A 14,423-nucleotide genomic window follows, 5' to 3' on the forward strand; every position below is an offset into this window, starting at 1 on the left:
GCCATCAACCCTGGGTCTCGCTTCGCTCAACGCCAGGCCAGGGGCCGCGGATACCGACGGCCTCAGCGCCCGTCCTTTTCGAAAGCAGCTTCCAGCGCATCATTGATGGTGCGCAGTACCTTCACACGGGCGAACTGCTTGTCGTTGGCTTCGACCAGCGTCCAAGGCGCCAGGCGAGTACTGGTGCGATCAACCATATCGCCCACCGCTTCGCGGTACTGCGGCCACTTCTCGCGGTTGCGCCAGTCTTCCTCGGTGATCTTGAAGCGCTTCACCGGATTGGCCTCGCGCTCGCGAAAACGCATCAGCTGGGTGTCGCCATCGATGGCAAGCCAGAACTTCACCAGCACCACGCCGGCATTACTGAGCTGCTCCTCGAAATCGTTGATCTCGCCATAGGCACGTAACCAGTCCGCCGGTTCGCAGAAGCCCTCGACCCGCTCCACCAATACCCGGCCGTACCAGGAACGATCGAACACGGTGAACTTGCCGCGCGCCGGAATGTGCCGCCAGAAACGCCAAAGATAAGGTTGCGCACGTTCCTCCTCGGTCGGCGCTGCCACCGGCACGATACGGTATTGCCGGGGGTCCAGCGCCGCGGCGACCCGGCGTATGGCTCCGCCCTTGCCAGCGGCATCGTTACCCTCGAACACCGCCACCAAGGCATGGCGGCGCATGCGTTTGTCGCGCATCAACAGTGACAGGCGTGCCTGTTCGCGGGTCAGTTGCTCGCGATAGTCAGCTTTGCTCAGGTGCGCACTCATATCCAGGCTGTCGAGCAGACTGCGCTGGTCGGTTCGAGTCATCAACGGCGTGGCATGAGGCAGCGGCGCACGCTCACCCGTACCGCGCAGTGCGGCCTGCAACCCCTCGAGCAGAACGCGCCCAACAGTCAGGCTGCGGTAATTGGCGTCCGCACCGGCGACGATGTACCAGGGCGAGTAATCGCGGCTGGTGCGCCGCAACAGATCCTCGCCGACACGTACGAACTTGTCGTAGGTCTTCGACTGCTGCCAGTCCAACGGGCTAAGGCGCCAGCTGTGCAACGGATCGTCCCGCAGGCTCTCGAGACGGCCCAGCATCTGTTTCTTGGAGAGGTGGAACCAGAACTTGAAGATCAACGTGCCTTCGTTGCAGAGCATCTGCTCCAGGCCGAGCGCGCCGTCGATGGCGCCATTGAGGTCGTCCTTCTTCAGGTCGCCGTGGACGCGGCCCTGCAGCATCTGGCTGTACCAGTTGCCGAAGAAGATACCGATCCGCCCCTTGGGCGGCAGTTGCCGCCAGTAGCGCCAGGCTGCCGGCCGGGCCATTTCTTCGTCGGTCTGCTGGTCGAAGGTACTGACCTGGATCAGGCGCGGGTCCATCCACTCGTTGAGCAACTTGACCGTCTCGCCCTTGCCTGCGCCTTCGATGCCGTTGATCAGGATGATCACCGCCGAACGCCCCTGCTCGCGCAACGCATATTGCGCCTCGAGCAGCGCCTCGCGCAGCACCTGCTCTTCGGCGTCGAAAGTGGCCTTGTCGATGACGTGGTCGATCTCGGCGGATTCGAACATAAGCACCTCTTCCTGAACGGTATGCTCCAGACTAGGGGCCGTTGGCATTGCAGTGCAAGCCGCGTTGGCGCTCACGCTGCACATCGCCCCTGTTAGAATCGCCGCCCTGCCCGTTCAGGAACGCCGCCATGGCCGATCAACACGCACAACTCGACTGGGACGAACAGGGCCAGCCCTCGTCACGCCAATACGCCGACGTCTATTTCTCCCGGGAGAACGGCCTGGAAGAGACGCGCTACGTATTCCTCAGCAACAACGACCTGCCGCAACGCTTCGCTGCGCTGCAACCTGACGAGCAACTGGTGATCGGCGAAACCGGGTTCGGCACCGGCATGAACTTTCTTTGCGCCTGGGAGCTGTTCGAGCAAATGGCCCCAAGCGGTGCACGGCTGCATTTCGTCAGTGTCGAAATGCACCCGCTTACCCACGCCGACCTGCAGCGCGCGCTAGCGCTGTGGCCGTCGCTGCAGCGCTACAGCCAGCAACTGCTCGATGGATATTTCGGTATCAACACGGGCTTTCAGCGCCTGGTTTTCGACGCCGGGCGCGTGGTACTGACGCTGATGATCGGCGACGTGTTGGCCATGCTGCCGCAGCTCGATGCTCGTGTCGACGCCTGGTTTCTCGACGGTTTCGCGCCCTCGAAGAACCCCGAGATGTGGACCCCCGACCTGTTCGCTCAGCTGGCCCGGCTAAGCACCGCGCAAACCACGCTCGGCACCTTCACATCCACCGGCTACGTTCGCCGTGCGCTCAACGACGCGGGCTTCCAGATGAAGCGGGTTCCCGGCCTCGGCAAGAAATGGGAAGTCATGCGCGGCACCTTCGGCGGTGCAGCCAGCACCTCGAGCAAGCCGTGGTTCGCCCGCCCGGCCCATAGCCCACGCGAGCGCAGTGCATTGGTGATCGGCGCAGGGCTCGCCGGCTGCGCTACCGCCGCCAGCCTTGCCGCGCGGGGTTGGCAGGTGGAGCTGCTGGAACGCCATGCGGCCATCGCTCAGGAAGCGTCCGGCAATCCACAGGGCGTGCTGTATCTCAAGCTCTCCGCCCATGGCACGGCACTGTCGCGGCTGATCGTCGACGGCTTCGGTTTCACCCGCCGGCTGCTCGAGCGTCTGCACAAGGGACAGGACTGGGACGACTGCGGCGTGCTGCAACTGGCTTTCGACGAGCGTGAAGCACAGCGCCAGGCCAAGCTCGCCGCCGCCTTTCCCGACACCTTGCTAACTCAGATCGATCGTGAGGAAGCCGAGCGCAAGGCGGGTGTCGGGCTGGCCAGCGGCGGGCTGTTCTACCCCGACGCCGGCTGGGTGCACCCGCCTGCGCTCTGCCAGCATCTGATCGCTCACCCAAAGGTGAACCTGCACGGTTGTCAACATGCCTTGCAGCTCAAACGCGTGGACGGTGAGTGGCAGGCCTGGAGCGGTGAGCGAATGATTGCCCGCGCAGCGGTTGTCGTGCTTTGCGGGGCCGCGGATATCACCCGCTTCGCACAGAGCGCGCAGTTGCCGCTCAAGCGAATCCGCGGGCAGATCAGCCGCCTGCCTGCGTCACCAACGAGCATCGCGTTGCGCACTGTGGTGTGCGCCGAAGGTTATGTGGCGCCGGTTTGCCAGGGCGAACATACCCTGGGCGCCAGCTTCAATTTCGACAGCGATGACCTGACGCCGAGTAGCGCCGAGCACGCCAGCAATCTGGAGCTGCTGCGGGAGATATCCGGCGACCTCGCCGACCGCCTGCAAGTCGACGCGCTCGAGCCGGATACGCTGCAAGGTCGCGCGGCTTTTCGCTGCACCAGCCCGGACTATTTGCCTATCGTCGGGCCGCTCGCCGATCCTGTCGCCTTCGCCGAGGCCTACGCCGTACTGGCCCGTGACGCCCGCCAGGTGCCGCAGGTACCTTGCCCCTGGCAGGAAGGCTTGTACATCAACAGCGGTCACGGCTCCCGCGGGCTGATCACCGCACCGCTGTCCGGCGAGCTGATCGCCGCCTGGCTCAACGACGAACCGCTGCCAGTCCCCCAGGACATCGCCGAAGCCTGCCACCCCAACCGCTTCATGCTGCGGCAACTGATCCGCAAGGGCTGATATCTACCGATTGGTGCGCGGCGCGCCAACAGTTGCGGCCTTACCGCGATTCGGACGCTGCCCTTGCGATTCGCCGAGGGGGCGCGGTTCCTACCATGGCGATCGCAATACCGTATCCGTAGGAGCGTCGCCCCCGGCGCGAATGATCGTGGCTGTACCGCGGATCCCAGCTGTTCGCCAAAAACGAATGTTCCGATCGCTGAACTACACTAGCGAAACACGTAGATCCAAGGAGGGATTAATGTGAACGCCAATCACCGATTTGCCCATAGGCTTCGCTTGGGAAGGTGGTCAGCCCATGGCCAGGTTTACCTGATAACCACGGTGACTCTGAATAGAAAACCTGTCTTCGCTGACTTTCACCAAGCCAGGAAGCTGATCAACATAATCAAGCAGGACGCACTGGCGGGTACGCACACGACGTTAAGCTATGTGTTGATGCCTGATCATCTACATTGGCTCTTTCAGTTACGACAAGGAACCCTGTCACAGCTCGTTGGTAGAGTGAAGTCGCTGTCGTCGAGGCATATCGGTGAGCCAATCTGGCAAAAGGGTTTCCACGATCATGCAGTGCGCAGAGAGGACGATGTACTTCATATTGCGCGTTACATCGTAGCCAATCCATTGCGCGCTGGATTGGTAAAGCGAATAGGCGATTATCCGCACTGGGATGCAATCTGGCTCTAGTGGGCCATACCGCAATTCGATTGTTCCCCTTGCGATTCGCCGCGAGGGCGCGGCTCCTACCACGGTGATCGCAATACCGTATCCGTAGGAGCGTCGCCCCCGGCGCGAATGTTCGTGGATGTGCCGCGATTTCAGCGTTGCCCTTGCTATTCACCGCGGGGGCGCGGCTCCTACCATGGTGATCGCGATACCGCATCCGTAGGAGCGTCGCCCCCGGCGCGAATGATCGTGGCCATACTGCGATTTCGGTGTTGCCCTTGCGATTCGCCGCGCGGGCGCGGCTCCTACCATGGCGATCGCAGCACCGCATCCGTAGGAGCGTCGCCCCCGGCGCGAATGATCGTGGCCATACTGCGATTTCGGTGTTGCCCTTGCGATTCGCCGCGCGGGCGCGGCTCCTACCATGGCGATCGCAGCACCGCATCCGTAGGAGCGTCGCCCCCGGCGCGAATGATCGTGGCCATACTGCGATTTCGGTGTTGCCCTTGCGATTCGCCGCGCGGGCGCGGCTCCTACCATGGCGATCGCAGCACCGCATCCGTAGGAGCGTCGCCCCCGGCGCGAATGATCGTGGCCACGCCGCGATTTCGGCACTGTCGCCAGTACTGGCTGCAAGGAAGGATTCGCAAGCCGTACGCCACCCACCCCGTCATTTTATTGAACATTCCTGCGTCGAGGTGACTCGAAAAAGCTCGGGACCGCTGTGCTGCCGCAGGCATGCATCGGTCGCAGATGCTCGATTGTCTCCGGTGCGCGGTGACGCGCGCTGGAACTCAGAACCGGTACACAACTGGTACGGACTGACGCTAAGGAGGAACAGAGCCCAGGAAATACGAGGGCTTTATAGACTATGTGCGGAATAGCAGGCGAACTACGCTTCGATAACCAACCAGCCGACCTGGCTGCCGTTGAACGTATCACTCACCATCTCGCCCCGCGTGGCCCTGACGCCCATGGCTTCCATAGCCGCGGCCCCGTTGCGTTCGGTCATCGCCGGTTGAAGATCATGGATCTCGCCGAGGCTTCGGGCCAGCCGATGATCGATAACGATCTCGGCCTGTCGATGGTCTTCAACGGCGCCATCTACAACTACCCGGAATTGCGTGGCGAGCTGGAACAGCTTGGTTATCGCTTCTTCTCGGGCGGCGATACCGAAGTGCTGCTCAAGGGTTATCACGCCTGGGGCGCCGACCTGCTGCCCAAGCTCAACGGGATGTTCGCCTTCGCGATCTGGGAACGCGACAGCCAACAGCTGTTCATCGCCCGCGACCGTCTTGGCGTGAAGCCGCTCTACCTGTCCAAGACCAAGGATCGTCTGCGATTCGCTTCCAGCCTGCCAGCGCTGCTGAAAGGCGGCGACATCGGCAAGACCCTCGACCCCATCGCACTCAACCACTACTTGAACTTCCACGCCGTGGTGCCAGCACCGCGCACCATTCTTGCCGGTGTCGAGAAGCTGCCACCCGCGACCTGGATGCGCATCGACGTCAATGGCAAGGTCGAGCAGAAGGTCTGGTGGACGCTGAACTACGGCCCGAACGCCGACGAAGCCAACTACGGTTTCGACGAGTGGCGCGATGCGGTACTCGACGGCATGCGCGAGGCGGTCTCGATCCGTCAGCGTGCTGCGGTCGATGTCGGCGTACTGCTTTCCGGCGGGGTCGACTCGAGCATGCTGGTCGGCCTGCTGCGTGAGGCCGGCGTCGAGAACCTGCTGACCTTTTCCATCGGTTTCCAGGATGCCGGTGGCGAGCGTGGCGACGAGTTCCAGTACTCGGACCTGATCGCCAAACGTTTCGAAACTCAGCATCACCAACTGCGCATCGGCGAGAACGAGATTCTCGATCAGTTGCCAGCGGCCTTCCGCGCCATGAGCGAGCCGATGGTCAGCCATGACTGCATCGCCTTCTACCTGCTCTCGCGGGAAGTGGCCAAGCACTGCAAGGTGGTGCAAAGCGGCCAGGGCGCTGACGAGCTGTTCGCCGGCTACCACTGGTACCCGCTGGTCGATGGTGCCGAAGACGCCTTCAGCGCCTATCGCAAAGCCTTCTTCGACCGCGAGCACGATGAATATGCCGCTTGCGTGCAACCCGCCTGGCTGACCGATGACGTGGCCGGGGAGTTCGTCCGCCAGCACTTCGCCCAGCCCGGTGCCGATGCGGCCGTGGACAAGGCGTTGCGCCTGGACAGCACGGTGATGCTGGTCGACGACCCGGTCAAGCGCGTCGACAACATGACCATGGCCTGGGGCCTCGAGGCCCGCACGCCGTTTCTGGACTACCGCCTGGCCGAATTGTCCGCGCGCATCCCCGGCCAGTACAAACTGCCAGAAGGCGGCAAGTACGTGCTCAAGGAAGCCGCACGCAAGGTCATCCCTTCCGAGGTCATCGACCGCAAGAAGGGTTACTTCCCGGTGCCGGGTCTCAAGCACCTGGAGGGCGCTACGCTCGGTTGGGTTCGCGATCTGCTGGTCGACCCGGCTCATGACCGCGGCATCTTCAACCCGAAGATGCTCGACCGCCTGCTGACCGACCCGCAAGGCCAGCTGACCCCGCTGCGCGGTTCGAAGCTGTGGCAGATGGCAGCACTCAACCTGTGGCTGAGCGAACAGGGGCTGTAAGCGAGGACGGGGGAGCCAGTGGCTCCCCCGCAACCCAACAGGAATGGCCGAATCCGCCTCGATGCGGATCAGCAGACAGGTCAACCGATCGCCGGCACATGCCGGACATGCGAAAGCAAAGGAACACTCTCCAATGCGAGCCACTGCCCACAATCAACGCCTCCTGCGAGGCCAATCCCCCTCCTACGAGCGCCTGCAGGCCCGCTTCGCCGAAGAGCACGGCGACGGCATCAGCCAGCCGCAGATCGTGCATTGCGGATGGGGTCGACTGCTGATCGGGCACACCTTCCCGGATGCCTCGGTGCTGGCTGAAGAGCTGCTCAGCGAGCAGCCCGGCGAGCGCGACATCGCCCTTTACGTCGCGGCGCCACAGCAGGTGCTGTCGTATGCACCCCAACAGCTCTTTCTCGACCCGTCGGACACGCTGCGCCTGTGGTTCAGCGACTACCGTCAGGCCCGCCGCGGCTTTCGTGGCTTCCGCGTGCGGCGCGCGCAGACGCCAGCCGACTGGCAGGCGATCAACTGCCTGTACCAGACTCGCGGCATGCTGCCCATCGACACGGAAAAACTGACCCCCCGTCATCAGGGCGGTCCGGTCTACTGGCTGGCCGAAGATGAAGACAGCGGCGCGGTGATCGGCAGCGTGATGGGCCTCAATCACCAGAAGGCCTACCACGACCCGGAACTCGGCAGCAGCCTGTGGTGCCTGGCGGTGGACCCAGCCTGCAGCCGCCCAGGCGTTGGCGAAGTACTGGTGCGCCATCTTGTCGAACACTTCATGAGCCGTGGCCTGAGCCACTTGGACCTGTCAGTGCTGCACGACAACGGCCAAGCCAAGAAGCTGTATGCCAAGCTGGGTTTCCGCGAGCTGCAGACCTTCAGCGTCAAACGCAAGAACGGCATCAACCAGACGCTGTTCCTCGGCCCCGGCCCGGACGACAACCTCAATCCTTACGCGCGCATCATCGTCGACGAAGCACGGCGCCGCGGCATCGATGCCCATATCGATGACGCCGAAGCCGGTCTCTTCACCCTCAGCCAGGGCGGACGCCGCATCCGCTGCCGTGAATCGCTGACCGACCTGACCAGCGCCGTGACCATGACCTTGTGCCAGGACAAGCGCCTGACCCACCGCACCCTCAGCCGTGCCGGTCTGAGCCTGCCAGCCCAGCGCCTGGCAGGCAGCGCGGAAGACAATGCGGCCTTTCTCGCCGAGCACGGCAGCCTGGTGGTCAAGCCGGTAGACGGCGAACAGGGCCAGGGCGTCGCCGTCGACCTGCGCACACCGGCCGACGTGCAAGCCGCCATCGAGCGCGCCCGCCCCTTCGACGAGCGTGTGCTGCTGGAGAGTTACCACGAAGGTTTCGACCTGCGCATCGTGGTGATCGGCTTCGAAGTGGTCGCCGCCGCGATACGCCGCCCGGCAGAAGTGCTGGGCGATGGCCGCCACACCATCGGCGAGCTGATCGACGCGCAGAGCCGTCGCCGTCAGGCCGCCACCGGTGGCGAAAGCCGCATCCCCAAGGATGCCGAAACCCTGCGCACCCTGCATGCCGCCGGCTTCGACTACGACAGCGTGCTGCCTCAGGGCAAGCGCATGGCCGTGCGCAAGACCGCCAACCTGCACACTGGCGGGATTCTCGAGGACGTCACCGGCATCCTCCATCCCACGCTCGCTGAAGCCGCGGTCAAGGCCGCTCGCGCCTTGGACATTCCCGTGGTGGGCCTCGACCTGTTGGTACCGGCAGCCGATCAGCCCGAGCACGTGTTCATCGAGGCCAACGAACGCGCCGGCCTCGCCAATCACGAGCCGCAGCCGACCGCCGAGCGATTCATCGACCTGCTGTTCCCGCTCAGCCATGGCGTAGGCGATTGAGTATGACAGGTGATTCCGGAAGTTCTTACTGGTTGCGGCATACCGCGTAGGAGCGTCGTCCCCGGCGCGAACGATGGCGGCCTTACCGCAATATCGGCGCTGCCCAAACGATTCGCCGCGAGGGCGCGGCTCCCACGGAGGTGGTTGCATCACGCCGTATGTAGGAGCGTCGCCCCCGGCGCGAACGATGGCGGCCATACCGCAATGCCGGCGCTGGCCAAACGATTCGCCGCGGGGGCGCGGCTCCCACGAGGCGGTTGCATCACCTCGTGCGTAGGAGCGTCGCCCCCGGCGCGAATGAAGACGGTCATATCCCCAAAGCTCTTTGAAACCCTCATCGCTATAGCAGGTCAGCATGTAACAGAGACCTGATTCTTACCGTCCGTCGACAGGCGTCAAAGCATTCACCCAAGACTGACGCCGCTCGGCGGCCATCCCCGTCATAGATGGAGATCCCATGTCGCAAATTCCAGAACCCGACCTCGAGTACATGCAGAAAGTACTGCTGGAAATGCTCGCCATTCCCAGCCCAACCGGCTTCACCGACACCATCGTGCGCTACGTTGCCGAGCGCCTGACGGAAATCGGCATCCCTTTCGAGATGACCCGGCGCGGTACCATCCGCGGCACCCTCAAAGGCCGTCGCTACAGCCCGGACCGTGCGGTTTCCGTGCACCTCGACACCATTGGCGCCATGGTGCGCGAGATCAAGGACAACGGCCGCCTGTGCCTGACCGCCATCGGCTGCTGGTCGAGCCGCTTCGCCGAGGGTAGCCGCGTCAGCGTGTTCAGCGACCATGGCGTGCTGCGCGGCAGCGTGCTGCCCCTGCTGGCGTCCGGGCACGCCTTCAACACCGAAGTCGACCAGATGCCGATTTCCTGGGACCACGTCGAACTGCGCCTGGACGCCCTGGTCGCCAGCCGTGCCGATTGCGAAAGCCTCGGGGTTTCGGTTGGTGACTTCGTGGCCTTCGATCCGCTCCCCGAGTTCACCGAGAGTGGCCACATCAGTGCCCGCCATCTGGACGACAAGGCGGGTGTCGCAGCGCTGCTCGCCGCGCTCAAGGCCGTGGTCGAAAGTGGCCAGGAGCCGCATATCGACTGCCACCCGCTGTTCACCATCACCGAAGAAGTCGGCTCCGGCGCGGCCGCTGCACTGCCATGGGACGTCAGCGAATTCGTCGGTATCGACATCGCTCCGGTCGCCGCTGGCCAACGCTCCACCGAGCACACCGTCAGCGTGGCCATGCATGACTCCGGCGGCCCTTACGATTACCACCTGTCCCGACAACTGCTGCGCTTGGCCAGCGACAACGAGATCCCGGTACGCCGCGACCTGTTCCGCTACTACCACAGCGATGCCCAATCCGCGGTTACCGCCGGCCACGATATCCGCACCGCGCTGATCGCCTTCGGCTGCGACGCCACCCACGGCTACGAACGCACCCATATCGACAGCCTCGCCGCCCTCTCCCGCCTGCTGGGCGCCTACCTGCTCAGCCCACCGGTATTCGCCAGCGACGCACAACCGGAAAACGGCTCCCTGGAGCGCTTCAGCCACCAACTGGAACACGATGCGCAGATGGAAACGGACACCCGCGTGCCGACCGTCGATAGCTTGGTGGGCAATAGAGATAGAGAAAGCTAAGCCAGCGTAGGAGCCATGCCCTCGCGGCGAATCTCATCGGCAGCATAGATTGCGCAACACACCCACCATCGCATCGCCGGCAAGCCGGCTCCTACGCGATCACGTTGATAGCTGAGCTCATGTAGGAGCTGGCTTGCCAGCGATTGTTGGCCATTCGCTATTTTTGCAGTCTGGCCGCTTTCGCATCGGGGTCGGGTCGAGCGGACCAGTGCAAATGGCGCAACACACCCACCACCGCATCGCCGGCAAGCCGGCTCCTACGCGATCGCGTTGATAGCTGAGTCCATGTAGGAGCTGGCTTGCCAGCGATTGTTGGCCATTCGCTATTCTTGCAGTCTGGCCGCCCTCGCGTCGGCGTCGGCGTCGGCGTAGCCGGCGCGAATGGCGCAACACACCCACCACCGCATCGCCGGCAAGCCGGCTCCTACGCGATCGCGTTGATAGCTGAGCCCATGTAGGAGCTGGCTTGCCAGCGATTGTTGGCCATTCGCTATTCTTGCAGTCTGGCCGCCCTCGCGTCGGCGCCGAGTGGCGTAGCCGGCGCGAATGGCGCAACAGACTCACCATCGCATCGCCGGCAAGCCGGCACCTACGCGATCGCGTTGATGGCTGAGCCCATGTAGGAGCTAGCTTGCCAGCGATACACGTTCAGCCGACACGTCGTAACGGAGCGAGGTCAGCCTCTCCGAAACCACCACCCCTTACGCCAGCAGCCAAACACGGTAACCTGCCCACCACGTGTCCAACGGCAAGGAGCTCACCATGAAGCTGGGATACACCATCATCTACGTGCCGGACGTCGCGGCCTCGCTGGCCTTCTTCAAACAGGCATTCGGCCTGGAACAACGTTTTCTGCACGAGTCCGGTACCTACGGCGAGTTGGACACCGGTGCCACCACGCTTGCCTTCGCCGCACACGAACTCGGCGATATGAACTTCCCGGGTGGACACGTGCGAGCCGACACGTCCATCCAGCCGCTGGGCATGGAAATCGGGCTGGTTACGGAAGACGTAGCCGGTGCACACCAACAAGCGATCGCCGCAGGTGCGACGGAACTCAGCGCCCCCATTCAAAAACCCTGGGGCCAAACCGTCGCCTATATCCGCGCCCCGGACGGCACGCTGATCGAACTCTGCTCACCGATCGGCAGCTGAGCGTTGCCGCCCCCTCTATCTGGCGGCTGCAAAGGTTGCCATCACCTACCTCGCGAGCTAGAGTGCGCCCGTCACGGTCTATCCCGTGACCGGGAGTAGCAACCTGAATGTTCGAGACGCGGTGCGTCCAATTGCCTAGCCGGTATCGATTGCCGTGCTACCGCTTTTTTGGGCACGCCGTTCAAGGCAGGCCTCGGCTTGTCTGGCACTCAATCGTTCAAGGAGCATAAGGACAATGCGCTACCTCGCTTTCAGTTCAGGGCACCACCCAGCCCGCAAAACTACGCCAATGGCCTCCCCCCAGGAGGTGCACCATGGCTGATTCACCAGGCCGCGTACTGCCCTTCCCGTCACGCCCGAGCCCAGCCCGCGTCACCAGCTACAAGGCCTGCCCCGCCCAGGCGGATGCCGAACTGCGTGCCGATATGCTGAGAGAGCTGCTGGATGATCTCGTCATTCAGGAGCAGCTTGAAACCGATTACCTGCGAATACTCGCGGCTTCGCTGGCAGCCAATGCACTGCTGAATGAATTGGTGGTGTTGTACCGGCGAGCGATATCACAGGTTCAGGGAGGAGCTCGAGGTGAGTAGTCGGACCGTTACCACTCTGCTTGCCAGAGGGCTGAAACATGGCATGGCCTTAGAGCTAGTGCACCGCAAACCAACCGCTGCACGCCAGGCTACAGGGCTGAAGCCCAAGCACTAAAACAACGATCCCCATCGTTGCAAGCTAGCGCAACGATGGGGATCGTCTTTCCGCGGCAGTAGAAGCGCGTTAAACCAGTGGCTTCTTGGCTGCACGACGCACATGCATCCAGTCGACGATCTCGCCCTCAGGGGTGTAGCCGCAGACAGTGTCACGCAGCAATTGCCGTACGCGATCGTAATCGTCCTGCTCCACGGCCTTGAGCAAATCCGCCATGACGATCTTGAACGTTTCCCAAGGCAGGTGCTCTTCGTTGGCACGCATGATCATCGGGTGATCGGTAGGGCTCACGTTGTCGCCGATCAGCAGCTCCTCATACAACTTCTCACCAGGACGCAGCCCCGTGAACTCGATGGCGATATCGCCGCTGGGGTTGTGATCAGAAGCCACGCTGAGGCCTGTGAGATGAATCATCTTTTCGGCCAGCTCGGCGATCTTCACGGGTTGCCCCATGTCCAGTACGAACACGTCTCCACCCTGCCCCATGGAGCCGGCCTGGATCACCAGTTGCGCGGCCTCGGGAATCGTCATGAAGTAGCGGGTGATGTTCGGATGAGTGACGGTAACCGGTCCGCCCTTGCGGATCTGTTCGTAGAAGCGTGGGATCACAGAACCCGATGAGCCCAGCACGTTGCCAAAACGCACCATGGTGAAACGGGTTTTGTTGACCTGATGCAGCCCTTCTTTATCACCGAACAATACTGGCGCCGTTTCTTCGCTCAGTGCCTGCAGCACCATTTCCGCGAGACGTTTGGTGCTGCCCATTACGTTGGTGGGGCGAACTGCCTTGTCGGTCGAGATCAGCACAAAATGTTCGACGCCTGCGCGTAACGCAGCCTGGGCCGTGCACATCGAACCAAACACGTTGTTCAAAACGCCTTCGGCGACATTGTGCTCGACCATTGGCACGTGCTTGTAGGCTGCTGCGTGATAAACCGTATTCACATCCCAGGCGCGCATCAGCTCGACCTGGCGATTCTGGTTACGAACCGAACCGAGAATGGGCACCAAGCGAACGGGCAAAGACTCGCGGCGGATCCGCTGCTCCAGTTCACTGTGGATGGAGTAAAGATTGAATTCGCCATGCTCGAGCAGCAGCAACGTTCTTGGCCCGGAGCCAAGGATCTGCCGACACAACTCGGAGCCAATCGAACCACCTGCCCCGGTGACCATGACCACCTGATCGCGTATGCATCGTTCGAACAACTCGCGCTGTGGGGGAACGGCGTCTCGCCCAAGCAGATCGGCAATGTCGACCTCCTGAACATCCTCGACCTTCACACGACCGCTGGCCAGATCCATAAAGCCCGGGACCGAACGTACGTGTAGCGGGTACTGTTCGAGTAGCTGCAATACCGAGCGGCGTCGAGTACGAGAAACGGATGGCAGCGCGAGCAGTATCTCGACGGCGCCCGTTTCATCGATCATCTGCTGAATATGCTTGGGCGAATAGACACGCAGACCGGCAATGATTCGATTGGAAATGTTCGAGTCGTCATCGATGAACGCGACCGGCCTCATCGAGCGGCCCAGCCGCAAGGAGGCGGCCAGCTGATTACCCGCCGAGCCTGCACCGTAGATGGCGACAGGCGGCAACCCGGCATCGCGACTACTCAATTTGAACGGCTGATCGGCGGCGAACCAGTGGCCCATGAAGAACTGCCGCATCCCCAAACGCAGCCCACCGATGAGCATGATGCTCAGCCACCAGTAGTTGAACACCATGGAACGTGGGATTACTGCGCGTGCATCCTGATGCCAGTAAATGGCCAACGCCAGAATCAAGGCGGATAGCGACACGGCCTTGGCGATGGCAATGAGTGCTTCGGTACCGAAGTACCGCATCACGGCCCGGTACATACCGAAACGGATGAACATTGGAATGGAGATAAGAGGTGCTAGCGCGAAAAGCCATAGGTGCCCGTCCAGCGGATAGACCTCTTCGAAATCCCCCAGGCGAACGACAAAAGCCAACCACAGTGCAGCCCACACCAACATCACGTCGATGGCGACCTGAATCAGGCGCTTCTGACGACGGCGCAGCCGTACCAGGCGAGTACGTAGCAGCTCAGCAAACCTCAACACAACG

Annotated in this window: 9 protein-coding genes; 7 read left to right on the top strand and 2 right to left on the bottom strand. The window is 62.6% G+C overall.

What is annotated here, in order from left to right; all coding sequences use genetic code 11:
• Window positions 1-62: 62 nt before the first annotated feature.
• Window positions 63-1,556: a polyphosphate:AMP phosphotransferase gene (gene pap, locus FHR27_RS09535; RefSeq protein ID WP_179538448.1), complete on the bottom strand. Its 1,494-nt coding sequence runs from the start codon at window positions 1,554-1,556 to the stop codon at window positions 63-65.
• 128 nt (window positions 1,557-1,684) lie between these two features.
• On the opposite strand from pap, the gene mnmC reads away from it, so the two are divergent.
• The 7 genes from mnmC to FHR27_RS09570 all read left to right on the top strand — a co-directional run bounded on the left by mnmC (window position 1,685) and on the right by FHR27_RS09570 (window position 12,219).
• Complete coding sequence (mnmC, locus tag FHR27_RS09540) at window positions 1,685-3,643, top strand: bifunctional tRNA (5-methylaminomethyl-2-thiouridine)(34)-methyltransferase MnmD/FAD-dependent 5-carboxymethylaminomethyl-2-thiouridine(34) oxidoreductase MnmC (protein WP_179538449.1); 1,959 nt, start codon at window positions 1,685-1,687, stop codon at window positions 3,641-3,643.
• 243 nt (window positions 3,644-3,886) lie between these two features.
• A complete protein-coding gene (locus tag FHR27_RS09545) occupies window positions 3,887-4,330 on the top strand; it encodes an REP-associated tyrosine transposase (RefSeq protein WP_179538450.1) in 444 nt (147 codons plus the stop codon).
• 850 nt (window positions 4,331-5,180) lie between these two features.
• Entirely contained in the window at window positions 5,181-6,950 is a 1,770-nt protein-coding gene (locus FHR27_RS09550) for an N-acetylglutaminylglutamine amidotransferase (RefSeq protein WP_179538451.1), read from the top strand.
• A 133-nt stretch (window positions 6,951-7,083) separates the two neighbouring features.
• Window positions 7,084-8,826 (top strand): N-acetylglutaminylglutamine synthetase, encoded by a 1,743-nt coding sequence (gene ngg, locus FHR27_RS09555; protein WP_042554012.1) that lies wholly within the window; start codon window positions 7,084-7,086, stop codon window positions 8,824-8,826.
• Window positions 8,827-9,283: 457 nt separating this feature from the next.
• Window positions 9,284-10,474, top strand: a complete 1,191-nt coding sequence (locus tag FHR27_RS09560; protein WP_042554011.1) for an osmoprotectant NAGGN system M42 family peptidase — start codon at window positions 9,284-9,286, stop codon at window positions 10,472-10,474.
• A gap of 762 nt (window positions 10,475-11,236) precedes the next feature.
• A complete protein-coding gene (locus FHR27_RS09565) occupies window positions 11,237-11,629 on the top strand; it encodes a VOC family protein (RefSeq protein WP_084307845.1) in 393 nt (130 codons plus the stop codon).
• 314 nt (window positions 11,630-11,943) lie between these two features.
• A complete protein-coding gene (locus FHR27_RS09570) occupies window positions 11,944-12,219 on the top strand; it encodes a hypothetical protein (protein WP_042554009.1) in 276 nt (91 codons plus the stop codon).
• Window positions 12,220-12,403: 184 nt separating this feature from the next.
• Here the strand turns inward: FHR27_RS09570 and FHR27_RS09575 are convergent, their stop codons facing one another.
• The gene (locus FHR27_RS09575; protein ID WP_042554008.1) at window positions 12,404-14,419 is read right to left on the bottom strand and encodes a polysaccharide biosynthesis protein; all 2,016 of its coding nucleotides are present in this window, start codon (window positions 14,417-14,419) and stop codon (window positions 12,404-12,406) included.
• Window positions 14,420-14,423: the final 4 nt, after the last annotated feature.

It is taken from the genome of Pseudomonas flavescens (assembly GCF_013408425.1).
Classification (GTDB): domain Bacteria; phylum Pseudomonadota; class Gammaproteobacteria; order Pseudomonadales; family Pseudomonadaceae; genus Aquipseudomonas; species Aquipseudomonas fulva_A.

What these genes read in the sequence shown, in the direction of transcription:
- ngg (WP_042554012.1), top strand. Translation starts at nt 7,084, where the DNA reads ATGCGAGCCACTGCCCACAATCAACGCCTCCTGCGAGGCCAATCCCCC.
- FHR27_RS09570 (WP_042554009.1), top strand. Translation starts at nt 11,944, where the DNA reads ATGGCTGATTCACCAGGCCGCGTACTGCCCTTCCCGTCACGCCCGAGC.
- mnmC (WP_179538449.1), top strand. Translation starts at nt 1,685, where the DNA reads ATGGCCGATCAACACGCACAACTCGACTGGGACGAACAGGGCCAGCCC.
- FHR27_RS09550 (WP_179538451.1), top strand. Translation starts at nt 5,181, where the DNA reads ATGTGCGGAATAGCAGGCGAACTACGCTTCGATAACCAACCAGCCGAC.
- FHR27_RS09565 (WP_084307845.1), top strand. Translation starts at nt 11,237, where the DNA reads ATGAAGCTGGGATACACCATCATCTACGTGCCGGACGTCGCGGCCTCG.
- FHR27_RS09560 (WP_042554011.1), top strand. Translation starts at nt 9,284, where the DNA reads ATGTCGCAAATTCCAGAACCCGACCTCGAGTACATGCAGAAAGTACTG.
- pap (WP_179538448.1), bottom strand. Translation starts at nt 1,556, where the DNA reads ATGTTCGAATCCGCCGAGATCGACCACGTCATCGACAAGGCCACTTTC.